This window comes from Nissabacter archeti (assembly GCF_018257325.1).
GTDB lineage: Bacteria > Pseudomonadota > Gammaproteobacteria > Enterobacterales > Enterobacteriaceae > Chimaeribacter > Chimaeribacter arupi.
Genome location: NZ_JAERKB010000009.1, coordinates 158,081 through 180,419, shown reverse-complemented (window position 1 = coordinate 180,419; position 22,339 = coordinate 158,081). Strand labels below are relative to the sequence as shown.

Annotated in this window: 20 protein-coding genes; 8 read left to right on the top strand and 12 right to left on the bottom strand. The window is 54.5% G+C overall.

Translation table 11 applies throughout. The annotated features are described in order from the left end of the window. Positions 1-31: 31 nt before the first annotated feature. From JK232_RS14635 to yciA, 3 genes are all read left to right on the top strand, one after another. A complete protein-coding gene (locus JK232_RS14635; RefSeq protein ID WP_072930760.1) occupies positions 32-784 on the top strand; it encodes a YciC family protein in 753 nt (250 codons plus the stop codon). A 136-nt stretch (positions 785-920) separates the two neighbouring features. Continuing rightward, complete coding sequence (locus tag JK232_RS14630; RefSeq protein ID WP_072930762.1) at positions 921-1,478, top strand: septation protein A; 558 nt, start codon at positions 921-923, stop codon at positions 1,476-1,478. A gap of 56 nt (positions 1,479-1,534) precedes the next feature. After that, positions 1,535-1,963, top strand: a complete 429-nt coding sequence (gene yciA / locus JK232_RS14625; protein WP_072930764.1) for an acyl-CoA thioester hydrolase YciA — start codon at positions 1,535-1,537, stop codon at positions 1,961-1,963. 59 nt (positions 1,964-2,022) lie between these two features. Here yciA and JK232_RS14620 read toward each other — a convergent pair whose 3' ends face one another. Then, the gene (locus tag JK232_RS14620; RefSeq protein ID WP_101828656.1) at positions 2,023-2,772 is read right to left on the bottom strand and encodes an energy transducer TonB; all 750 of its coding nucleotides are present in this window, start codon (positions 2,770-2,772) and stop codon (positions 2,023-2,025) included. A 282-nt stretch (positions 2,773-3,054) separates the two neighbouring features. Between JK232_RS14620 and JK232_RS14615 the strand changes: the two genes are divergently transcribed. Then, positions 3,055-3,351 (top strand): YciI family protein, encoded by a 297-nt coding sequence (locus tag JK232_RS14615; protein WP_101828655.1) that lies wholly within the window; start codon positions 3,055-3,057, stop codon positions 3,349-3,351. A gap of 68 nt (positions 3,352-3,419) precedes the next feature. Here JK232_RS14615 and JK232_RS14610 read toward each other — a convergent pair whose 3' ends face one another. Beyond that, complete coding sequence (locus JK232_RS14610) at positions 3,420-3,593, bottom strand: YciY family protein (protein ID WP_139300324.1); 174 nt, start codon at positions 3,591-3,593, stop codon at positions 3,420-3,422. A 255-nt stretch (positions 3,594-3,848) separates the two neighbouring features. Here JK232_RS14610 and cls point away from each other — a divergent pair, with 255 nt between their 5' ends. Both cls and JK232_RS14600 read left to right on the top strand, forming a co-directional pair. Beyond that, positions 3,849-5,309 carry a cardiolipin synthase gene (cls, locus tag JK232_RS14605; RefSeq protein ID WP_072930770.1) on the top strand — a complete coding sequence of 487 codons (1,461 nt, stop codon included), beginning with the start codon at positions 3,849-3,851 and terminating at the stop codon, positions 5,307-5,309. A gap of 132 nt (positions 5,310-5,441) precedes the next feature. Continuing rightward, entirely contained in the window at positions 5,442-5,765 is a 324-nt protein-coding gene (locus JK232_RS14600; RefSeq protein ID WP_072930772.1) for an HI1450 family dsDNA-mimic protein, read from the top strand. Positions 5,766-6,193: 428 nt separating this feature from the next. Here JK232_RS14600 and oppF read toward each other — a convergent pair whose 3' ends face one another. The 7 genes from oppF to JK232_RS14565 all read right to left on the bottom strand — a co-directional run bounded on the left by oppF (position 6,194) and on the right by JK232_RS14565 (position 14,964). After that, positions 6,194-7,195, bottom strand: coding sequence for a murein tripeptide/oligopeptide ABC transporter ATP binding protein OppF (gene oppF, locus JK232_RS14595; RefSeq protein WP_072930774.1), 1,002 nt, complete (start codon positions 7,193-7,195; stop codon positions 6,194-6,196). Then, on the bottom strand, positions 7,192-8,187 hold the full coding sequence (gene oppD / locus JK232_RS14590) for an ABC transporter ATP-binding protein (protein ID WP_101833715.1): 996 nt from the start codon (positions 8,185-8,187) through the stop codon (positions 7,192-7,194). The genes oppF and oppD overlap by 4 nt, the downstream gene beginning before the upstream one ends. Before the next feature lie 11 nt (positions 8,188-8,198). Continuing rightward, positions 8,199-9,107 (bottom strand): oligopeptide ABC transporter permease OppC, encoded by a 909-nt coding sequence (oppC, locus tag JK232_RS14585; protein ID WP_072930779.1) that lies wholly within the window; start codon positions 9,105-9,107, stop codon positions 8,199-8,201. Between the two features lie 15 nt (positions 9,108-9,122). Further along, a complete protein-coding gene (gene oppB, locus JK232_RS14580) occupies positions 9,123-10,043 on the bottom strand; it encodes an oligopeptide ABC transporter permease OppB (protein WP_072930793.1) in 921 nt (306 codons plus the stop codon). Between the two features lie 110 nt (positions 10,044-10,153). Further along, positions 10,154-11,791 (bottom strand): oligopeptide ABC transporter substrate-binding protein OppA, encoded by a 1,638-nt coding sequence (gene oppA, locus JK232_RS14575; RefSeq protein ID WP_072930795.1) that lies wholly within the window; start codon positions 11,789-11,791, stop codon positions 10,154-10,156. 170 nt (positions 11,792-11,961) lie between these two features. Then, positions 11,962-13,563: an ABC transporter substrate-binding protein gene (locus tag JK232_RS14570; protein WP_212589351.1), complete on the bottom strand. Its 1,602-nt coding sequence runs from the start codon at positions 13,561-13,563 to the stop codon at positions 11,962-11,964. Positions 13,564-14,319: 756 nt separating this feature from the next. Beyond that, positions 14,320-14,964: a YchE family NAAT transporter gene (locus tag JK232_RS14565; protein WP_072930797.1), complete on the bottom strand. Its 645-nt coding sequence runs from the start codon at positions 14,962-14,964 to the stop codon at positions 14,320-14,322. Between the two features lie 522 nt (positions 14,965-15,486). Between JK232_RS14565 and adhE the strand changes: the two genes are divergently transcribed. Further along, the gene (gene adhE / locus JK232_RS14560; RefSeq protein WP_101828653.1) at positions 15,487-18,177 is read left to right on the top strand and encodes a bifunctional acetaldehyde-CoA/alcohol dehydrogenase; all 2,691 of its coding nucleotides are present in this window, start codon (positions 15,487-15,489) and stop codon (positions 18,175-18,177) included. Between the two features lie 135 nt (positions 18,178-18,312). On the opposite strand, the gene JK232_RS14555 is transcribed toward adhE, so the two are convergent. Further along, a complete protein-coding gene (locus tag JK232_RS14555; protein WP_072930801.1) occupies positions 18,313-18,909 on the bottom strand; it encodes a thymidine kinase in 597 nt (198 codons plus the stop codon). A gap of 487 nt (positions 18,910-19,396) precedes the next feature. Here JK232_RS14555 and hns point away from each other — a divergent pair, with 487 nt between their 5' ends. Beyond that, positions 19,397-19,804 (top strand): histone-like nucleoid-structuring protein H-NS, encoded by a 408-nt coding sequence (gene hns, locus JK232_RS14550; protein ID WP_072930803.1) that lies wholly within the window; start codon positions 19,397-19,399, stop codon positions 19,802-19,804. Positions 19,805-19,964: 160 nt separating this feature from the next. On the opposite strand, the gene JK232_RS14545 is transcribed toward hns, so the two are convergent. Then, positions 19,965-20,969 (bottom strand): NAD-dependent epimerase, encoded by a 1,005-nt coding sequence (locus JK232_RS14545; RefSeq protein ID WP_072930805.1) that lies wholly within the window; start codon positions 20,967-20,969, stop codon positions 19,965-19,967. A gap of 9 nt (positions 20,970-20,978) precedes the next feature. Beyond that, positions 20,979-22,322 (bottom strand): UDP-glucose dehydrogenase family protein, encoded by a 1,344-nt coding sequence (locus JK232_RS14540; RefSeq protein ID WP_212589337.1) that lies wholly within the window; start codon positions 22,320-22,322, stop codon positions 20,979-20,981. Between the last annotated feature and the right edge of the window lie 17 nt (positions 22,323-22,339).

The window sequence follows — 22,339 nt, the reverse complement described above, 5'->3', positions numbered from 1 at the left end:
TTGTGATTTTGATTGTTGCCAAGGAGTTTCCATGCCCATCACGGCCAGTACGTTGTACCGTGACAGTTTCAACTTTATGCGTAACCAGCTGGCCAGTATCCTGCTGCTGGCGCTGCTGACCGCATTTATTACCGTGCTGCTGAACCAGGCCTTTATCCCGGATGCCGACCAGCTCAACATTCTGGCCAACGCGGAGAGTGACCTGGCCTCGACGGCCGGAATGGGGCTGCAGGAGATTATCCAGCAGATGACACCGGAGCAGCAGATCGTATTGCTGAAGGTGTCTGCGGCGGCGACCTTCTCCGCGCTGGTGGGCAATGTGCTGCTGGCGGGCGGGATGCTGACGCTGATCCGGCTGGTGTCTGAACGTCAGCCCACCAGCGCGCTGCGGGCCATTGGGGCCTCGGCCCCGATTCTGCCGCGTATGCTGCTGCTGATGTTCATCTGTACCCTGCTGATTCAGCTGGGCATGATGCTGTTTATCCTGCCGGGTGTGCTGATTGCGATTGCGGTGTCACTGGCCCCGGTGATTGTTGCCAGTGAGCGGGTCGGCGTAATGGGCGCGTTGCGCCTCAGTGCGCGGCTGGCTTACGCCAACATCCGTCTGGTTGTCCCGGCGATGATGCTGTGGCTGGCGGCCAAATTGCTGCTGCTGTTTCTGGTCAGCCACCTCACGGCCCTGACCCCGACGGTGGCAACCGTGGTGCTGACGGCGCTGAGCAACGTGGTCTCGGCCATGCTGCTTGTCTACCTGTTCCGTCTCTATATGCTGTTACGCAAGTAACCAGGATGGAATGGCAAGGGCACCTGCGGGTGCCCTTTTTTCTGCCTGCCCGGCACCGTTTGCGCGCCCGGCCGGTGGTACACACGCCCCGCTGAATCCGGTATAGTCGGCCAATCGGTTTAACATGGAATAATGTATGAAGCAGTTTCTGGATTTTCTTCCACTGGTTGTGTTTTTTGTGGTTTACAAGCTGTATGACATTTACGCCGCCTCCGGCGCATTGATCGCGGCGACCGCGCTGGCACTGGTTTTCACCTGGGTGAAATACCGTAAAGTTGAAAAAATGACGCTGATCACCTTCGCGATGGTGGCGGTGTTCGGCACGCTGACGCTGGTCTTCCATGACGATCTGTTTATCAAATGGAAAGTCACGGTGATTTATGGGCTGTTTGCCCTGGCGCTGCTGATAAGCCAGTGGGTGCTGCGCAAGCCGCTGATCCAGCGGATGCTGGGGAAAGAGCTGACGTTGCCGGACAGCGTCTGGAACCGGCTCAACAGTGCCTGGGCGCTGTTCTTCCTGCTGTGTGGCCTGGCTAACATCTATGTGGCGTTCTGGCTGCCGCAGAGCGTCTGGGTGAATTTCAAGGTGTTTGGCCTGACGGCGCTGACGCTGGTGTTTACCCTGCTGAGCGGCCTCTATATCTACCGCCATATGCCGGATGACCAGAAACACCCGCAAGAGCCTAAAAAATAAGTGGCCTGCCCCTGCCGGTCCGGCAGGGATTTACTTTCTTAGTGTGAAGCAATCCCATGAGTGAAAAACAGAGTTTACCCAACGGCGAGCTGGTGCTGCGTACGCTGGCGATGCCGGCAGACACCAACGCCAACGGCGATATTTTCGGCGGCTGGCTGATGGCGCAGATGGACATGGGCGGCGCGATCCAGGCCAAAGAGATCGCCGAAGGCCGGGTCGTCACGGTGCGCGTGGACGGCATGACCTTCCTGAAGCCGGTGGCAGTGGGTGATGTGGTGTGCTGCTATGCGCGCTGTATCCGTACCGGGCGCAGCTCGATGACCATCAATGTGGAAGTGTGGGTGAAGAAGGTGTCGTCTGAGCCATTGGGCCAGCGCTACCGCGCCACCGAGGCGGTGTTTACCTACGTGGCGGTGGACGATCAGGGCAAGTCCCGCCAGTTGCCCGCCGGGAAGGATAATTTCCGCGTCGGCAGCGACAGCTGACCGGTTCCAGCTCTGAGCCCCATCAAAAAGCCACGGCCTGCGCCGTGGCTTTTTTTCGTTTACTGGATGCTGCTGCCGCCATTGATTTTAAACACAATGGTTACCACCAGATCTTTACCGGGCTTCGCTTCGTAACGCCATTTGCGCATCGCCTGTTTGACTTCGCGCTCAAACATGTTGCGCGGCTCCGCAGACAAGATGCGCACGTTACCGACGCTGCCGTCACTCTCCACATCAAACTGGACTTTAACCCGCCCTTCCAGCCGCAGCGCAAACGCACGTTGGGGGTAAGTCGGCTGGCCGCGCTGCAAGGGACGCGGCCCCTGGGCCACTGTTGGCTGCGCGGCCGCGGCCGGGGCTGATTTTGCCGGTGACGGCGTGTTGGCCGTCTGCTTAAACGGGGAAGCGTCCGGTTTTTCCTGCCGCTCTGCGGGTTTCACCACCTCTTTTGGCCGTGGTTTCGGTTTTGGTTTTTCAACCTTTTTCTCAACCGGTTTTGGCTTCGGCTTCTCAATGGTCACCGCTTTCGGCGGGGGCGGCGGCTCAGGTTCCGGCTCCGGCTCTGCTTGCGGTTCCGGCGGTGCAGGCTCCGGTTCCACCGGCGGCGGCGGCTCCACGGCTTTCGGCGGCGCAAAATCCGCCGGGTTCACCATCGTGACGCTGATCGGTGCTTCCTGCTTAGGCGGCAAGGTGACCTCCTGATTAAAGGAGGCGTAAAGCAAACCGCCCACCACGGCACTATGCAATCCAACCGAGAGCACAACCGGGAGCGATATCCTGCGGGCAAATGAGAAGGTTTTTGGCGGCATAATGATTCATTTTCCTCTGAAGCCGCAAGTTTAAATGCAAATAGCAATCATATTCAATAAGCAGCAGGAAACTCTTCTGCCTTACGTCGCTAAAAAAACGATAAATCTTATTTTTTCAGCAAGTTATTAACAGAAGAGGAAAATTAACCCTACAGAAGTTACGTTCTGTTAACGTGAGCCGGCTGCCCTGGCGCGGCAGAGCGCACGTTAATCCCTTCCCGCCGCCCCCGATTTTCAGCTATGGTAGAACCCTGTGCAGCTTAATGATTTGAAAGGTGAAATATGCTCTATCTGTTCTATTGCGAAGATCATCCTGACACGCTGGCCAAACGCCAGGTTGCCCGGCCGGAACATCTGGCACGTTTACAGGCCTTGCATGATGCCGGGCGCCTGATTGTTGCCGGGCCGCATCCGGCCATCGACAGCAACGATCCGGGCGAGGCCGGGTTCAGCGGTTCCACGATTATTGCGGAATTTGATTCGCTGTCTGACGCGCAGGCCTGGGCCGATGCCGAGCCTTATCTTGCCGCCGGGATTTATAAGTCAGTGGTGGTGAAGCCGTTCCGCCGCACCTTTTAAGCAGGCGGGCCTGTTTCACGCAGCCTGGCCCTGAAAGCAAAACAGTCCCGTCAGGGACTGTTGTTTTCTCAGTAATTCACCGCATTAAGCACCATGCGACGCAGCAGCTGATGGTGGTTTACCGCACGGATCCGGTAGATGTGCCGGTAGCGACGCGATTGCGCCTCCAGCCAACGGCTGCGGCGGCGTTGCTGTTGACGCAGCATCCGCCAGCGTCCCACTTCATTTCTGGTGCGTTTCATGACAATAATTTCTCAGTTCTGGGGTGACAGGGGCATTATAGGGATTTCATTTTGTGATCCAAGTCTAAAAATGCTGCGCTAATTCCCTGCTTTTTCTCAGTCTTTTCCCGCAGCCCCCGGCATACGCGGCGTGACGCCCACCGTGCCCGGAGGTCTGATCACTTTGCGCCGCTTTATGTGGGACAAAAGGTTTCACCTTTCGTTAACTCTGCGTAAACTCAGTAAAACGGCTTGCGAACAGGATTTTTCGCCCTTATGACAACATTTTATACAGTGATCAGTTGGCTGATGGTATTTGGCTATTGGTTACTGATTGCCGGGATCACCCTGCGGATTTTGATGAAACGCCGGGCAGTGCCGTCGGCCATGGCCTGGCTGCTGATTATCTACATCCTGCCGCTGGTAGGGATTGTGGCGTATCTCTCCTTCGGGGAGCTGCACCTGGGGAAACGCCGCGCAGAACGGGCCAAGGCGATGTGGCCCGCCACGGCCCGCTGGCTGAGTGAACTGAAACAATCCAAGGATATTTTTGCCACGGAGCACAGTGAAGTGGCCCTGCCGCTGTTTCAGCTGTGCGAGCGCCGCCAGGGCGTGCCGGGGGTGAAAGGCAACCAGTTGCAGCTGTTGACCACCTGTGATGACACCCTGAAATCGCTGATCCGCGACATTGAACTGGCGCGCCATAATATTGAGATGGTGTTTTACATCTGGCAGCCGGGCGGACTGGTGGATCAGGTAGCGGAATCGCTGATGGCGGCGGCCCGCCGCGGCATCCATTGCCGGTTGATGCTCGACTCGGCCGGCAGCCTGCAATTTTTCCGCAGCCCCTACCCGGCCATGATGCGCAATGCCGGCATCGAAGTAGTGGAAGCGCTGAAAGTGAACCTGTTCCGTGTGTTCCTGCGCCGCATGGACCTGCGCCAGCACCGTAAAGTGGTGTTGATCGATAACTATGTGGCTTACACCGGCAGCATGAATATGGTGGACCCGCGCTACTTCAAGCAGGATTCAGGCGTCGGCCAGTGGATTGACCTGATGGCACGCATGGAGGGGCCGGTCGCCACAACGATGGGCATCGTCTACTCCTGTGACTGGGAGATCGAAACCGGCAAGCGTATTCTGCCGCCGGAGCCGGAATCGACCATTATGCCGTTTGAGCAGGAGAGCGGGCACACTATCCAGGTGATCGCCTCCGGCCCCGGTTTCCCTGAGGAGATGATCCATCAGGCGCTGCTGACGGCAGCCTATTCCGCACGTGAACAGCTGATCATGACCACGCCCTATTTCGTGCCGAGTGACGATTTGCTGCATGCCATCTGTACCGCCGCCCAGCGCGGGGTGGAAGTCAGCATCATTGTGCCGCGCAAGAATGACTCCATGCTGGTGGATTGGGCCAGCCGGGCCTTCTTCAATGAGTTACTGGAAGCGGGCGTCAATATCTATCAGTTTGAGGGCGGGCTGCTGCACACCAAGAGCGTGCTGGTGGATGGCCAGCTGAGCCTGGTGGGCACCGTCAACCTGGATATGCGCAGTTTGTGGCTTAACTTTGAGATTACGCTGGTCATCGATGATGATGGTTTTGGGGCCGATCTGGCCAGGGTGCAGGAAGATTACATCGCGCGCTCGACCTTGTTAAATGGCAAAAAATGGCTGAACCGGCCACTGTGGCACCGGATCGTTGAGCGGTTGTTTTACTTTTTCAGCCCGCTGCTGTAAAAAACGGGGCGCCGGCCAGGCAGGCCGGCGTGCCGCCAGAATAATGGCCGGCAGAGAGAAAAAGGTTTTAAAAAGGAGTGCGGCGGCTCATGCTATGCTGCACGTTCCCCCACTTTGTTAATGGGATTCTCTATGGATCTGAATAACCGCCTGACGGAAGATGAAACGCTGGAACAGGCCTACGATATTTTTCTGGAGCTGGCGACCGAGAACCTGGATCCTGCGGATGTGCTGCTGTTCAATCTTCAGTTCGAAGAACGCGGTGGCGCAGAGCTGTACGACCCGGCTGAAGACTGGAACGAACATGTTGATCTCGATCTGAACCCGGACTTTTTTGCCGAGGTGGTGATTGGCCTGGCCGATGCCGATGGTGAGCCGATCAATGATGTGTTCGCCCGCGTATTGATCTGCCGCGAAAAAGATCACAAGTTCTGCCACATCCTCTGGAAAGAGTAACGGCCCTGACTCCGTGCGGCAGGCGTCAGCCTGCCCCCTGCGGATGTTCCTGGCTGTTTGCGGTTGCCTGAGCTTTCTCCTGGCGGCTGCGCTTATTTCTCTGTTTCCCCTTGCCGCTGTTGCCTTAACCCTTGCTGTTGCCTTAACCCTCGCTGTGCTGACGTTTCCGCTGTGACCTGACGGTCCGTATGCCCTCACCCTCTGCGCCTGCCCGTTCCACCCTGTAAGACATTGCGATGCTGAGTTTGTCACAGTTGCCGGAGAGTATGACGGGGGTCTATATAGTATGTTGTAACTACAAGAGGCGTGACGTCCCCTGACAGCGTATTCACGGCTAAACGGGCCGGAGGGTGAAGCCGGAAGACGCAGGACATAAAAAAACACCGCGCAACCGGCGCGGTGTCTGAGCTTCACGGCAACACGGGGGGTTACAGAGGGTCAACTTTCAGGCAGGAAACCGCGTGGCGGAAACTGCCTTCCAGCAGCGGCCGGGTCTGCGCGCATTCCGGCCCGGCAATCGGGCAACGGGTACGGAAGACACACCCCGAAGGCGGGTTAATCGGTGACGGCAAATCCCCTTCCAGCAATTGGACAACCTTCAGTTTCTCTTTGTCCGGGTCAGGGATCGGCACTGCCGACATCAATGCGCGGGTATAAGGATGCTGTGGGTTATGGTACACCTCATCATAAGTGCCCAGCTCCACCGCATGCCCCAGGTACATTACCAGCACCCGGTCAGAAATGTGTTTCACCACGGCCAGATCGTGGGCGATAAAGATTAACGACAGCCCCATCTCCCGTTGCAGTTTCTGCAACAGGTTGACCACCTGCGCCTGGATAGAAACATCCAGTGCCGAAACCGGCTCATCACAAATGATCAGTTTCGGCTCCAGGATCAGCGCGCGTGCAATGCCGATGCGCTGGCACTGACCGCCTGAGAACTCATGGGGATAGCGGTTAACCAGGTTAGGCAGCAGCCCTACCTTCATCATCATCGCTTTGACTTTGTCTTTGACCTCGGCGCGCGGCATGTTGGGGTAATAAGTCCGCAGCGGCTCGGCGATAATTTCACCGATGGTCATCCGCGGGTTCAGTGAGGCCAGCGGGTCCTGGAAGATCATCTGAATATCGCTGCGGGTTTCACGCCATTGGGCCTCGTTCATGCCGAGCAAATCTTTCCCCAGCCAGGCGACCCGCCCGCTGGTGGCTTTCACCAGGCCAATAATGGCCCGGGCAAACGTCGATTTACCACAGCCGGACTCCCCCACCACGCCCAGGGTCTCCCCTTCGAACAGCCGCAGGGTCACGCCGTCTACCGCTTTCAGGGTTTTGGGCGGTTGCCAGAACCACTGTTTGCCGTCTTTGATGTCGAAATGCACTTTCAGATCGGCCACTTCAAGCAACACTTTCTTTTCAGCGATGCTGTTCATACCAACTCCTCCACCGGCTTGAAGCAGGCGCGCAGGCGCCCATCACCAAAGCGTTCCAACGGCGGCGCGTTAGAACAGATCTCCATCGCATAGGGGCAACGCGGCTGGAAAGGACAGCCTTTCGGCAGACGCAGCAGGTTGGGCGGGTTGCCGGGAATGGTCATCAGGGTTTCGCCTTCGGCATCCAGGCGCGGCACCGCATTCAGCAGGCCAATAGAGTACGGGTGCGTCGGTTGGTAGAACACATCCCGCGCGCTGCCGTACTCCATGGTGCGCCCGGCATACATCACCAGCACTTTGTCACAGATACCGGCCACAACGCCCAGATCGTGGGTAATCATGATAATGGCGGTGTTGAATTCGCGTTTCAGCTCGTTCAGCAGCGTCATGATCTGCGCCTGAACCGTCACGTCAAGTGCGGTGGTCGGCTCATCGGCAATCAGCAGTTTGGGCTGGCAGAGCAGCGCCATGGCGATCATCACCCGCTGGCGCATCCCGCCGGAAAACTCATGCGGGTACATGGCCATACGCTTGCGCGCTTCCGGCATTTTCACCGCATCCAGCATCCGTACCGACTCATCAAACGCCTCGCGGCGGCTCATCTTTTTATGCAGCTGCAATACTTCCATCAGCTGTTCGCCGACCCGCATGTAGGGGTTCAGTGAGGTCATTGGATCCTGGAAGATCATGGCGATCTCTTCGGCGCGCAGTTTGTTGAGCTGTGCTTCCGGCAGGTTCAGGATCTCCCGCCCGTTCAGTTTTGCCGAACCGCCGATCCGGCCGTTGCCGGCCAGCAGGCCCATCAGGGCAAATGCTGTCTGGGATTTGCCGGAGCCGGATTCCCCGACAATGCCCAGCGTTTCACCGGCCCGCAGGTCGAAGTTAAGATCGTTGACCGCCGTGACGTCACCGTCCGGTGTGCTGAAGGTCACGCGCAGGTCTTTGACATCCAGCAGGCTTGCCGCCGGATTATTGACAGTAATGGTGCTCATGATTGCACTCCTTAACGATCTTTCGGGTCGAGGGCATCACGCAGGCCATCGCCGATAAAGTTAAAACAAAACAGAGTGACAACCAGGAAACCTGCCGGGAACAGCAGCAACCAGGGTGAAACTTCCATGGAGTTGGCACCGTCGCTTAACAGTGCCCCCCAACTGCTCAACGGCTCCTGCGTGCCCAGCCCCAGGAAGCTCAGGAAGGACTCAAACAGGATCATGCTCGGCACCAGCAAGGAGGCATACACCACCACCACGCCCAGCACGTTCGGGACAATATGGCGCAGCACGATATTGCGGGTAGAGACCCCACCCACCAGCGCCGCTTCGATGAACTCTTTGCGTCTCAGGCTCAGGGTCTGGCCGCGCACAATACGTGCCATATCCAGCCATGACACCATGCCAATCGCCACAAAGATCAGCAGGATGTTCTGACCAAAAAAGGTCACCAGCAGGATGACGAAGAACATAAACGGGAAGGAGTTCAGGATCTCCAGCAGGCGCATCATCACGGAGTCGGTTTTGCCGCCGAGGTAACCAGAAAGCGAGCCGTACAGCGTCCCGACGATCACGGCCACCAGCGCCGCTGCCACCCCAACCATCAGGGAGATGCGGCCGCCAATCGCCACCCGCACCAGCAGGTCACGCCCGGAGGAGTCCGTGCCGAAATAGTGGCCGGAGGCCATATCCGGCGCGGCGGACATCATGTTCCAGTCGGTGTCATCATAGGTAAAGGCCGCGAACAGCGGGGCCAGCGCCACGAACAGCGCAATCAGGCAGAGCACGATAAGGCTGGTGACCGCGGCACGGTTATGCATAAAACGACGGCGGGCGTCCTGCCACAGGCTGCGCCCTTCCACTTCCAGCTTTTCACTGAAACTTTCCAGAGCGTCGCTGTTTTTCTTACTGACAATCATGAGCGTGCTCCAGCGTTAATAACGGATTTTCGGATCGATAACGGCATACAGCACGTCAACAATCGCGTTGAACAGAATCGTCAGCCCGCCCACCAGGATGGTCAGGCTCAGCACCAGGGAGTAGTCACGGTTCAGGGCGCCGTTCACAAACAACTGGCCGATACCCGGCAGGCCGTAAATGGTTTCAATCACCATTGACCCGGTGATGATGCCGACAAAGGCCGGGCCCATGTAGGACATCACCGGCAACAGCGCCGGCTTCAGCGCGTGGCGCAGGATGATGCGGCGCATCGGCAGCCCTTTGGCACGGGCGGTGCGGATGAAGTTGGAGTGCAGCACCTCAATCATTGACCCGCGGGTGATGCGCGCGATACTGGCGATATACGCCAGGGATAACGCCACCATCGGCAGGATGATGAATCTGGGTGCCCCGCCGTTCCAGCCCCCGCCCGGCAGCCATTTCAGCGTGATGGCGAAGATAAGCACCAGCAACGGCGCCACCACAAAGCTCGGGATAACCACGCCGGTCATCGCGAACCCCATCACGGTATAATCCCATTTGGTGTTCTGGTTCAGCGCGGCAATGACACCGGCCGTGACCCCCAGCACCACCGCCAGCACAAAGGCGGCCAGCCCCAGTTTGGCGGATACCGGGAAGGACGCCGCCACCAGGTCATTCACCGTGTAGTCTTTGTATTTAAAGGACGGGCCGAAGTCGCCTTTGGCCAGTTGCTCCAGGTAATTGAAATACTGTTTGTACATCGGATCATTGAGGTGATATTTCGCCTCAATATTGGCCATCACCTCGGGCGGAAGATTACGCTCACCGGTAAACGGGCTGCCCGGCGCAAGACGCATCATAAAGAACGAGATGGTGATCAGAATAAAAAGTGTCGGAATGGCTTCCAGACAGCGACGGAAAATAAACTTTAACATTGCCCATACCTGTTCTTAAGCCGCAAAAACGGCTTTATAACGACAGCTCACTCTCTTCATTATGATAAGCGGGCAGGCTCAGGGCCTGCCCGTTGCACTCAGTGTGTCACTCAGTGTTTAATAATGTAGAGGTCTTTAACGTAGACGTTGTCCTGCGGGTCTTTACCGGTATAGCCACCGACGTAAGGTTTCACCAGACGTGCGTTAACATAGTAGTAGACCGGGACGAGCACGGAGTCTTTATCCAGTTGTGCTTCCGCTTTCTGGTAAAGGTCGGCGCGCTCGCTGTCCGTTTTCACCGTCATGGTATCTGCGATCAGCTTATCAAATACTTCACTTTTATAATGGGCAGTATTGTTGCTGCTGTCGGAGAGTAACATGTTCAGGAACGAGGTCGGCTCGTTGTAATCAGAACACCAGCCGGCACGTGCCACATCAAACGTCCCCTGATGACGGGTATCCAGGAAGGTTTTCCATTCCTGGTTCTCCAGCTTCACGTTGACGCCCAGGTTTTTCTTCCAGATGGACGAGGCGGCAATCGCCAGCTTTTTGTGCAGGTCAGAGGTGTTATACAGCAGGTCAAAGCTCAGCGGTTTGCCTGGGCCGTAGCCCGCTTCTGCCAGCAGTTTTTTGGCTTCTTCGTTGCGTTTTTCCTGCGTCCAGGTGAACCACTCCGGCTTGGTCAGCTTGCCTTCCGTGCCGTCAGTGTACGGCGGGGTAAAGCCGTAGGCCGGCAGATCGCCCTGGTTTTTCACTTTATTGACGATGATGTCACGATCCAGGCCCAGTTTCAGCGCGGTACGGACACGCACGTCATTGAACGGGGCTTTCTGGTTATTGATTTCGTAATAGTAGGTGCAGAGATACGGGTCAACATGCACCTCGTTCGGGATCTCTTTCTTCAGTTTCTGGAACAGCTCAATCGGCATGTTGTTGTAGGTCATGTCGATTTCACCGCTGCGGTAGCGGTTAACGTCGGTGACTTCCGAGGAGATCGGCAGGTAGGTGACCTGATTGATCACCGTATGGGCGTTATCCCAGTATTGCGGGTTGCGCTCCAGCACGATGCGCTCGTTGACCGTCCAGGTTTTCAGTTTGTAAGCGCCGTTGCTGACGTAGTTTTCCGGTTGCGTCCATTTGTCGCCAAACTTCTCCACGGCCTTTTTATTGACCGGTTTCATCGAGGTATGGGAAAGCATTTTAACGAAATACGGCACCGGCTGGGTCAGGGTGACTTCCAGGGTGTGGTCATCAATGGCTTTCACGCCCAGCGTATCCGGGCTTTTTTTGCCGGTGATGATGTCATCAATATTGGCAATGTGACCATATTGCAGGTAGCTCTCATACGGTGAAGCGGTTTTCGGATCGGCCAGGCGCTGCCAGCTGAACACGAAATCTTCTGCCGTCACCGGCTCGCCGTTCGACCATTTGGCGTCTTTACGCAGGTGGAACGTCCAGACTTTGAAGTCTTTGTTATCCCAGCTTTCTGCCACACCCGGCGTGACGCTGCCGTCTTTGACTGAGGTGTTGACCAGCCCTTCCTGCAAATCACGGATGACGTTGGATTCCGGCACCCCTTCCACTTTATGCGGGTCAAGGGATTGCACTTCCGACCCGTTGTTACGTACCAGCTCCTGTTTCGCTGCCAGCTGGACGCCTGCCGGCACCTCAGCCGCAAACGCGCTGCTGATGCCCATCGCTGCCATGACCGCGACGGCCAGCCCTGTTTTTTTCGTGATGTTGGTCATTCTCTTTTTAACTCCACTTTTTATTATGAACCCGCCGCCAAACGGCAGGATTGCTCCGCGAACGGAGTGTGACTGCGGATGGGCCGGAACGGAGGCCGCACCGCAGTGGCTCACTTTGTACCGCCCTGAGTAAGGGCACTACCCCTGATTCTTATGACAGGAAGCCCGGTTCAGGGCTGGATCCGGTAGTAATTCTTCAAATCCGTCAGGTCCTGCGGGTCTTTGCCGGTAAAACCGCCCACCGTGGGTTTCACCAGCCGGGCGCTGACGCGGTAATAGACCGGCACCACCGCGGAATCGCTGTCCAGCTGATTCTCTGCCTGCTGGTACAGGGCATGGCGGGCTGCGTCATCCGGGGCGGTCAGTGACTGCGCCATCAGGCGGTCAAACGCCGCACTTTTATAGAACATGGTGTTATTGCTGCTGGTCGAGATCGCCATGCTGAGGAAACTTGACGGCTCGTTGTAATCGGCGCACCAGGTCGCGCGGGCAATGTCATAGTTACCCTGGCGGCGCGTTTCCAGCATGGTTTTCCACTCCTGGTTCTGCAGGGTGACCTGCGCGCCCAGGTTTTTCGTCCACATTGAGGCGGCAGCAATCGCCTGTTGTTTGTTTTGATCAGACGTGTTGTAGAGCAGCGCGACTTTCAGCGGGTTCTGGGCAGTGAACCCGGCCTCCGCCAGTAATTTGCGCCCTTCGGCATTGCGCTGCTGCTGGCTCCAGCCGGCCCAGGCAGGCGCGGTAAACCCGGCACCTGCGGTGTAAGGCGGCGTCAGGCCATAGGCCGGGATCTGCCCCTGCCCCATGATTTTTTCCGTGATGATCTGGCGGTCCAGCCCCATTTTCAGCGCGGTACGCACACGCGCATCATTCAATGGTGGGCGGCGGTTATTCAGCTCATAGTAAAAAGTGCACAGCAGCGGGCTGACATGCAGCTGGGTCGTCAGCTCTTTTTTCACCATCGGGAATAAGGTGGGGGGAATCGCACTGCTGGTGATGTCGGTATCGCCGCTGCGGTAACGGTTAACGTCGCTCACTTCCGAGGAGATCGGCAGGAAGGTCGCGTGTTCAATCACCGTCTTACCGTTGTTCCAGTAGGTGGGGCTGCGCTCAAGTTCAATGCGCTCATTCACCACCCACTTTTTCAGGCGGAAGGCCCCATTGCCGACGTAATTCTCCGGCTGGGTCCAGCGTTCGCCATACTTTTCAATCACTGACCGCTTGACCGGCTTAAGGGATGTATTCGCCAGCAGTGAGACGAAATAAGGCACCGGCGCACTTAACGTCACCTGCAGCGTTGTTGCATCCAGTGCCTTGACGCCCAATGTATCCGGCGCTTTTTTACCGGCCAGAATGTCGTCAATATTGTCGACTTTGCCGAATTGCAGGTAACTGCCGTAAGGTGAGGCTGTTTTTGGGTCGACCAGGCGCTGCCAGCTATAGACGAAGTCTTCAGCCGTGACCGGCGTACCGTCACTCCAGCGGCTGTTTTGACGCAGATGGAATGTCCAGATCCGGTAACCGCTGTTTTCCCAGCGCTCTGCCACACCCGGCACAATGTGGCCGTTGGCGTCCGTCTCAACCAGGCCTTCAAGGAGGTTGAGAATAATATTCGATTCAGGCACACCCTCTATTTTTTGCGGATCCAGGGAAGAGACTTCTGAGCCATTATTAATCACGATGCTCTGCTGTTTAGCCAGCGCCACAGATGCCGGAACGTCGGCAGCAAACAACATGGGAACAGGTAAAGCACCGGCCAACGCGGCAAACATGGCTGCACGGGCAGGGTTAAACAATAATGAGATCACTGCCACACTCTCCTCCCTCTGTTTTAATTAGATCACATAAGACGTGTTAACTAGCAAATTTCAGGCCTGCCTGTTTGAATTGGCTGAATGAACCTGCCATTGCCCAAAAGAGACTGCTGTTGTCCGAAAAGGTCTGCACACAAGGTGGGTTCGAAAAATTATCAGAAGCGAAAATGTTGTGCCAATCTAATTTACAGAAATGTTAAGCATTTCTCTTTTAACAAAAGGCACCCAGACCGGAAAGGACTGGAAACAAACCGCGAAATCTAAATAAATCTACTAAATACAATAACTTACACTATAACCAGGAAATCTTCCTGACCCAGGCTTCTGTGATAATCAAAAAACCAAAAACAAAGCGTTAACAACACTGACGCCTGAAGAATAAACCGCTGTGCAAGTCCGAATTAACACTAATATCATCTCACCACGTGCTTCACAAGCCCTGCAGAATGATGTGACTAAATTAACATCAGTGAGAAAAATGACATTTTTATGACAGCTTTAAACACAGGAAAAGTATCAGAAAGGAGGCCATGAACACCGTTGGATCATTCATGCCGTTTTAATGCGCCATGATGGTGCAACCGCTGTTTTACTCAGCAAATAGTGCACTGATAAAAGGCAGGAAAGAATAAGGGAGGCTGCCTGTCAGCCCGTAAAGCGTGTTCACGAACTAACAGGGACAAGCGAAAAGAAAAGGCGTGTGCGGAAATAATGTTACAGCAGTCCGGGGAAAATTGTTTTGATACCGGTAACAATAAATTCGATACCCAGTGCCATCAATAATAATCCCATAATCCGTGTCACCACGTTGATGCCGGTCTGCCCCAGCAGCCGCACCACCAGGGGAGCCGCCCGGAACAACAGCCAACAGCAGAAAGAGAAGAAGGCGATAGCCAGTGTCAGCCCGAGCAGGTTCTGCCAGCTATGGTAACGGGAGCTCCAGACAATAGTGGAGCTGATTGCGCCCGGCCCTGCCATTAACGGCAACGCCAGCGGCACCACCCCAACACTTTCGCGGATCGCTGACTCCGATTTTTCCTGCTTGTTTTGCTTGTCTTCGCCCAGCTTCCCGCTGATCATTGACATCGCAATGGTCACGACCAGTATGCCGCCGGCAATCCTGAAGGAATCAATGGAAATGCCGAAAAGATGCAGAATCGCATCCCCCAGGAACAGCGAGGTACACAGAATAATGGCCACTGACAAATTCGCCGTCAGGTTGGTTTTATTTCTGCCGGCTGCCGCCTGGTAGCTGGTCATACTGATAAATACCGGCAGGATGCCGATCGGGTTAACCAGCGCAAAAAGGCCGACAAAAAATTTAATGTATCCTGACAAATCCAGTAGTGTCTGGCTCACGCAGAACTCCGTCAACAGGCCATAAAGGTGACATTTTGAAGGCCGCTAATGTAATGGAATTACCCGATATAATCCATCCTCATCAGCAGGATTTAATAGCGATATTAGAAGTAGTTATAAGATAAAACACTCCCCTCTGGCGAAGCTTTTTCTGTAATCTTTTATTTTTTACAAGAAATAAAAAACATTTCTTATCTATGAGAGTTTTTCTCATTTTATCTGTTGCTGAAAGGTGTCAGCTTGGGGTTTTCTTGATCCAGATCAAGAAAACCTGTGCAGGGAAGAGTACCATGAGCACATATTAAGAAATCACGAGATCCTGTCCAACTTCATCATTAGCGGCCATTTTCCTCATTACGCCGCACTGCAGCATGCTGACAAGCTCTTTCAGTAAATAAGCGATAATTGTACATCCCCAGGGAATCGGGTAACGCCCCAAGCGAATATGTCCCCCAGGACTATACTTGATGCGGTGCTGACAGCTCATTTACTAAAAGAGTTTAACCTTATCAGGAGAGCATTATGGCTGTAACGAATGTTGCTGAACTTAACGCACTTGTGGCCCGTGTCAAAGAAGCCCAGCGCGAGTATGCCAACTTTACTCAGGAGCAAGTCGACAAGATCTTCCGTGCCGCTGCCCTGGCTGCCGCCGATGCCCGTATTCCCTTAGCCAAAATGGCTGTTGCAGAATCCGGCATGGGTATTGTGGAAGATAAAGTCATCAAAAACCACTTTGCTTCTGAATATATTTACAACGCCTATAAAGATGAAAAAACCTGTGGGGTTTTGTCAGAAGATGACACCTTCGGGACTATCACCATCGCTGAACCTATTGGCCTGATTTGCGGTATCGTTCCTACCACCAACCCAACTTCTACTGCGATTTTCAAGGCGCTGATTAGCCTGAAAACCCGTAACGGCATCATCTTCTCCCCGCACCCACGTGCTAAAAACGCCACCAACAAAGCCGCAGACATCGTCCTGCAGGCCGCCATTGCCGCTGGGGCGCCAAAAGACATTATCGGCTGGATTGATGAGCCGTCCGTTGAGCTTTCCAATCAACTGATGCATCACCCGGACCTGAACCTGATTCTGGCGACAGGTGGTCCGGGTATGGTGAAAGCCGCCTATAGCTCCGGTAAACCGGCTATCGGCGTAGGAGCCGGTAACACCCCGGTAGTCGTGGATGAAACGGCAGATATCAAACGTGTTGTCGCGTCTATCCTGATGTCCAAAACCTTCGATAACGGCGTTATCTGTGCGTCTGAACAGTCCGTCATCGTTGTAGACGCTGTGTATGACGCTGTCCGCGAACGTTTTGCCAGCCACGGCGGCTATCTGCTGCGCGGTCAGGAGCTGAAAGCCGTTCAGGATATTATCCTGAAAAATGGTGGCCTGAACGCAGCAATTGTTGGCCAGCCGGCGCATAAAATCGCTGAAATGGCCGGTATCCGTGTGCCGGCTTCTACCAAAGTGCTGATTGGTGAAGTAACGCTGGTGGATGAGTCTGAGCCTTTCGCTCATGAAAAACTCTCCCCTACCCTGGCGATGTACCGTGCCACTGACTTCCATGATGCGGTCAGCAAGGCAGAAAAACTGGTGGCGATGGGTGGTATCGGCCACACCTCCTGCCTCTACACAGACCAGGACAACCAGCCGGAACGCGTAAATTACTTCGGCGACAAGATGAAGACGGCCCGTATCCTGATTAACACCCCGGCATCACAGGGTGGGATCGGTGACCTGTACAACTTCAAACTGGCTCCTTCTCTGACTCTGGGCTGCGGCTCCTGGGGCGGTAACTCAATTTCTGAGAACGTAGGGCCTAAACACCTGATCAACAAGAAAACCGTTGCGAAACGAGCAGAAAATATGTTGTGGCATAAACTTCCGAAATCCATCTACTTCCGTCGTGGCTCACTGCCGATTGCACTGGAAGAGGTGGCAACTGATGGCGCTAAACGTGCCTTTATCGTCACTGACCGTTTCCTGTTCAACAATGGTTATGCCGACCAGGTCACCAGCGTACTGAAATCGCACGGTATCGAAACCGAGGTGTTCTTTGAAGTAGAGGCTGATCCAACCCTGAGCATTGTGCGTAAAGGGGCGGAGCTGATGAACTCCTTTAAACCAGACGTCATTATCGCGCTGGGTGGTGGTTCGCCGATGGATGCAGCCAAAATTATGTGGGTCATGTACGAGCATCCGGAAACTCATTTTGAAGAACTGGCGCTGCGCTTTATGGATATCCGTAAACGCATCTACAAATTCCCGAAAATGGGCGTCAAAGCAAAAATGGTGGCCATTACCACCACCTCAGGTACCGGCTCTGAAGTTACGCCGTTTGCCGTGGTGACCGATGACGCAACCGGCCAGAAATACCCGCTGGCAGACTATGCCCTGACCCCGGATATGGCGATTGTTGACGCCAACCTGGTGATGAACATGCCGAAGTCGCTGTGTGCCTTTGGCGGCCTGGATGCAGTGACCCATGCGCTGGAAGCCTATGTGTCTGTGCTGGCGAATGAGTACTCTGACGGCCAGGCGCTGCAAGCCCTGAAACTGCTGAAAGAGAACCTGCCGCAAAGCTACCGTGACGGGGCGAAAAACCCGGTTGCCCGCGAACGTGTACATAACGCGGCGACTATCGCAGGGATCGCCTTTGCGAACGCCTTCCTGGGGGTCTGCCACTCTATCGCCCACAAACTGGGTTCAGAGTTCCACATTCCTCACGGTCTGGCGAATGCGATGCTGATCTCCAACGTCATCCGCTATAACGCGAATGATAACCCGACCAAGCAAACAGCCTTCAGCCAGTATGACCGTCCGCAGGCGCGTCGTCGTTATGCTGAAATCGCTGACCACCTTGGCCTGAGTGCACCCGGCGATCGCACTGCACAAAAAATCGAGAAACTGCTTAACTGGCTGGATGAGATCAAAACCGACCTGGGTATTCCGACCTCTATCCGCGAAGCCGGCGTACAGGAAGCTGATTTCCTGGCAAAAGTGGACAAGCTGTCTGAAGATGCCTTTGACGACCAGTGTACTGGGGCTAACCCACGTTACCCGCTGATTGCTGAGCTGAAACAGATCCTGCTGGACACTTACTATGGCCGCAAATTTACTGAGGAAGAGAAGGCTACAGCGGTTGAAGCCGTTGAACCGGTTGCCGTGACTGAGTCAGTAAAAGCGGATAAAAAAGCGAAAAAATAAGGCCTGCCTGCTGTGCCTCTTCTTAAAAGAGGCACAGTGTGAGAACCCTCCCCCTGCGGGAAGATAATTTCACACTGGCCACAAAAAACCCGCCGTCAGGCGGGTTTTTTTATGCGTCGATGCACAGCAGACTATTTACGGGGTATCTTCACCGGTACCGGACAATGCATCCCGATAGTGTTTGCGGCACACTGAAACATAACGCTCATTGCCGCCAATGACCACTTGTTCGCCTGCATGCATCGGGCGGCCGTTCTGGTCCAGGCGGAGCACGCGGTTGGCTTTACGGCCACAATGACAAATTGTCTTTAGTTCTACCAGTTTATCTGCCCAGGCCAGCAGATATTGACTGCCGATGAACAACTCCCCGAGAAAATCTGTTCTGAGCCCATAACATAAAACCGGAATATCCAGGTGATCGACCACGTCGCAGAGCTGGCTCACCTGGCTTTTTGTCAGGAACTGGCTTTCATCTAATAAAACACAATGTACCGGTTGCTGAACGTGTTCCTGGGTAATCATGGCCTGCAGATCGGTTTCCGCATTATAGAGCTGCGCCTGAGAGGAGAGCCCAATACGGGAACTGACCTTGCCGACCCCAAAGCGTCGGTCAATTTCAGCGGTGAACACCAGGGTACGCATACCGCGTTCCTGATAGTTATAGGATGATTGCAGCAAGGCCGTAGATTTTCCGGCATTCATCGCAGAATAATAAAAATAGAGTTGAGCCATTGCTCTCGCGTTCCCTATCACACCAAATTAAATTTGCGTGGAGTGTAACATAGCACCGGGGGCAGATCCTCTGCCTGTTCCCCCGCCCTGCACCGCCTGCTGTGTTGCGACGCCGGTTAGCCCGCTAATTTATGCCGGTGTGACAAAATGAATAAGAAGGCAGCATGTTGGCGACTTCTCCTCCAGACATCTTACGATTTTCTTACAAAATAGCGTAAATAGTGGCTGGTTTATGGAAACAGGAATAATAAAACTGTTTTTCATAATCAAAAAAGACGCGAGGCGACAGTAAATTCAAATACATGTAGGCACGCTATTTACCTGTTCTCTTTTTTATCTCCCTTTGGTTTATAGGCTATTTTTAACGGGAAAAATAATCGCCTTATACTATAACTGCCTGAAGCGCGGCATATTGGCTGTTGCAGAATTTAAACCCGCACTCTATTATTACGGCGAATACCCCATATGATAATTAGAGAGTAGGACAATGAGCGAAGCTTTGAAAATTCTGAACAACATCCGCACTTTGCGGGCGCAGGCAAGAGAGTGCTCTCTTGAAACGCTTGAAGAGATGCTGGAAAAATTGGATGTTGTTGTTAATGAACGCCGGGAAGAAGAACAACATGTTGCTGCGGAAACAGAAGAACGTACCCGCAAACTGCAACAGTACCGTGAGATGTTAATTGCTGACGGTATTGATCCAAACGAGTTAATGCAAACCCTGGCGGCGGCTAAGCCGGCAGGTAAAGCCAAGCGTGCTGCACGCCCGGCTAAATACCAATATCAGGATGAAAACGGTGAAACCCGTACCTGGACAGGCCAGGGGCGTACTCCGGCTGTGATCAAAAAAGCAATTGATGAAGAAGGTAAATCGCTGGACGATTTCCTGCTGTAATTGCTCTATTGCTATTGCACGTCACCTGCTTAAAACAATACTCCCGCCGGGGAGTATTTTTATATACATTTATTTTACATTCTACCTACAAAAATAAAACAATGAACCCTTACCCATAAAAAAGGGATGCCAACGCATCCCTTTTTAAACTGTTCACGTTTTATTGCTGGTAAAAGTCACGATACCAATCAACAAAGCGTTGAATACCGTCTGTCACGCTGGTCTCTGGCTTAAAACCAATCGCCTCATAGAGCGCGGTGGTATCAGCGCTGGTTTCAAGCACGTCACCCGGCTGCATAGGCAGCAGGTTTTTCTTTGCTTCAATGCCCAACGCAGTTTCCAGCGCTTCAATGTAAGCCATCAGTTTCACCGGTTGGCTGTTACCGATATTGTACACCCGGTAAGGCGCCGAACTGGTGGCGGCAGAGCCCTGCTCCACCGTCCAGCGGGTGTCCGGCTGCGGAATGACCTCTTGTAACCGGACAATGGCTTCGGCGATATCATCGATGTAGGTGAAATCACGGCGCATCTCGCCACGGTTATAGACGTCAATCGCCTCTCCGGCCAGCATGGCCTTAGTAAACTTAAACAGTGCCATATCCGGCCGGCCCCAGGGGCCGTACACGGTAAAGAAGCGCAACCCGGTGGTCGGCAGACTATAGAGGTGCGAATAAGTATGTGACATCAGCTCATTCGCTTTCTTGGTCGCCGCATACAACGACACCGGGTGATCAACCGAATCTTCGGTAGAGAAAGGCATTTTCTGGTTCAGGCCATAGACTGAACTGGAGGAGGCATAAAGCAGGTGTTCCACCTTGTTATGCCTGCACCCTTCCAGCACATTCAGATGCCCAATCAGGTTAGCATCAGCATACGCCAGCGGATTCTCCAGCGAATAGCGAACCCCGGCCTGCGCACCCAAATGGATGACGCGCTGGAACTGATGTGCGGCAAACAGCTCAGCCATGCCCTCGCGGTCAGCCAGGTCCATTTTGATAAAGGTGAAACCCGGCTGCTCCAGCCTGGCCAGGCGTGCCCGCTTAAGATTGACATCATAATAGTCATTCAGGTTATCAATCCCGACCACCTGATGGCCGGCGGCCAGCAGTCGTTCCGTGACATGATAACCGATAAAACCGGCCGCACCTGTTACCAGAAAATTCATACCTACCTCTTAATCATGCACTTGCACCGATGCGCCGCGGCCGATTCCATAATAGGTGAAACCACGCTTCGCCAGACGCTCCGGATCGAAAAGGTTACGGCCATCAAAAATGACCGGCTGCTTCAGCGACGCCTTGATGACATCAAAGTCCGGCGCGCGGAAGTTCTGCCATTCGGTACAAATTACCAGTGCATCAGCGCCTTGCAAAGCAGCTTCTTTGGTGCCCATCAGTTTCAGGGAGTCACGGTGACCATAAATGCGCTGGGTTTCGTCCATCGCTTCCGGGTCAAATGCCTGTACCTGCGCACCGGCTTCCCACAGGGTTTCCATCAGCACACGGCTGGAGGCTTCACGCATATCGTCGGTGTTTGGCTTGAAGGAGAGGCCCCACAGCGCGAAAATTTTGCCTTTCAGGTTGTCACCGAACTCACGTTTGATGAACTGGGTCAGCTTATATTTCTGCTGATAGTTCACGTGCTCAACAGCTTGCAGCAGCTTCGGCTGGTAACCGATCTGTTCGGAGGTACGGATCAGGGCCTGCACATCTTTCGGGAAGCAGGAACCGCCGTAGCCGCAGCCCGGATAGATGAAGTGGTAACCGATACGGGAATCAGAACCGATGCCCTGACGCACTTTTTCGATATCCGCACCCAGGATTTCAGCCAGGTTAGCGATTTCGTTCATGAAGCTGATCTTGGTGGCCAGCATACAGTTGGCCGCATATTTGGTCAGCTCAGCACTGCGCACATCCATCAGGATCATACGGTCGTGATTGCGGTTGAACGGCTCATAGAGCTCACGGATCGGCTCAATGGCTTCCGGGTTGTCCGTACCGATAACAATACGTTCCGGACGCATACAGTCAGCCACTGCGGCGCCTTCTTTCAGGAATTCCGGGTTGGAAACCACATCATAGGCGATCTCTGCGCCACGCTGTTTCAGCGTCTCTGCCATCACGGCGCGCACTTTGTCAGCAGTACCGACCGGTACGGTAGATTTGTCGATCACGACTTTGCGATCGGTCATGTGCTGCGCGATGGTACGCGCCACGGCCGTCACGTATTTCAGGTCGGCAGAGCCGTCTTCATCCGGCGGGGTGCCTACCGCGATGAACTGCATCACACCATGCGCCACGCCCTGCTCTGCGTTCGTGGTGAACTGCAGGCGGCCGGCTTCATAGTTTTGCTGGACCAGCGGGGTCAGGCCCGGTTCATAAATCGGGATGATGCCTTTTTTCAGGTTCTCGACCTTACGCTCATCCACATCTACACAGAGTACATCATGGCCAACTTCAGCTAGGACGGCAGCTTGCACCAAACCGACATAACCAATACCAAAAACTGTTACTTTCATTGGAAAATCCTAGTTTT

What these genes read in the sequence shown, in the direction of transcription:
- JK232_RS14635 (WP_072930760.1), top strand. Translation starts at nt 32, where the DNA reads ATGCCCATCACGGCCAGTACGTTGTACCGTGACAGTTTCAACTTTATG.
- JK232_RS14630 (WP_072930762.1), top strand. Translation starts at nt 921, where the DNA reads ATGAAGCAGTTTCTGGATTTTCTTCCACTGGTTGTGTTTTTTGTGGTT.
- yciA (WP_072930764.1), top strand. Translation starts at nt 1,535, where the DNA reads ATGAGTGAAAAACAGAGTTTACCCAACGGCGAGCTGGTGCTGCGTACG.
- JK232_RS14620 (WP_101828656.1), bottom strand. Translation starts at nt 2,772, where the DNA reads ATGCCGCCAAAAACCTTCTCATTTGCCCGCAGGATATCGCTCCCGGTT.
- JK232_RS14615 (WP_101828655.1), top strand. Translation starts at nt 3,055, where the DNA reads ATGCTCTATCTGTTCTATTGCGAAGATCATCCTGACACGCTGGCCAAA.
- JK232_RS14610 (WP_139300324.1), bottom strand. Translation starts at nt 3,593, where the DNA reads ATGAAACGCACCAGAAATGAAGTGGGACGCTGGCGGATGCTGCGTCAA.
- cls (WP_072930770.1), top strand. Translation starts at nt 3,849, where the DNA reads ATGACAACATTTTATACAGTGATCAGTTGGCTGATGGTATTTGGCTAT.
- JK232_RS14600 (WP_072930772.1), top strand. Translation starts at nt 5,442, where the DNA reads ATGGATCTGAATAACCGCCTGACGGAAGATGAAACGCTGGAACAGGCC.
- oppF (WP_072930774.1), bottom strand. Translation starts at nt 7,195, where the DNA reads ATGAACAGCATCGCTGAAAAGAAAGTGTTGCTTGAAGTGGCCGATCTG.
- oppD (WP_101833715.1), bottom strand. Translation starts at nt 8,187, where the DNA reads ATGAGCACCATTACTGTCAATAATCCGGCGGCAAGCCTGCTGGATGTC.
- oppC (WP_072930779.1), bottom strand. Translation starts at nt 9,107, where the DNA reads ATGATTGTCAGTAAGAAAAACAGCGACGCTCTGGAAAGTTTCAGTGAA.
- oppB (WP_072930793.1), bottom strand. Translation starts at nt 10,043, where the DNA reads ATGTTAAAGTTTATTTTCCGTCGCTGTCTGGAAGCCATTCCGACACTT.
- oppA (WP_072930795.1), bottom strand. Translation starts at nt 11,791, where the DNA reads ATGACCAACATCACGAAAAAAACAGGGCTGGCCGTCGCGGTCATGGCA.
- JK232_RS14570 (WP_212589351.1), bottom strand. Translation starts at nt 13,563, where the DNA reads ATGTTTGCCGCGTTGGCCGGTGCTTTACCTGTTCCCATGTTGTTTGCT.
- adhE (WP_101828653.1), top strand. Translation starts at nt 15,487, where the DNA reads ATGGCTGTAACGAATGTTGCTGAACTTAACGCACTTGTGGCCCGTGTC.
- JK232_RS14555 (WP_072930801.1), bottom strand. Translation starts at nt 18,909, where the DNA reads ATGGCTCAACTCTATTTTTATTATTCTGCGATGAATGCCGGAAAATCT.
- hns (WP_072930803.1), top strand. Translation starts at nt 19,397, where the DNA reads ATGAGCGAAGCTTTGAAAATTCTGAACAACATCCGCACTTTGCGGGCG.
- JK232_RS14545 (WP_072930805.1), bottom strand. Translation starts at nt 20,969, where the DNA reads ATGAATTTTCTGGTAACAGGTGCGGCCGGTTTTATCGGTTATCATGTC.
- JK232_RS14540 (WP_212589337.1), bottom strand. Translation starts at nt 22,322, where the DNA reads ATGAAAGTAACAGTTTTTGGTATTGGTTATGTCGGTTTGGTGCAAGCT.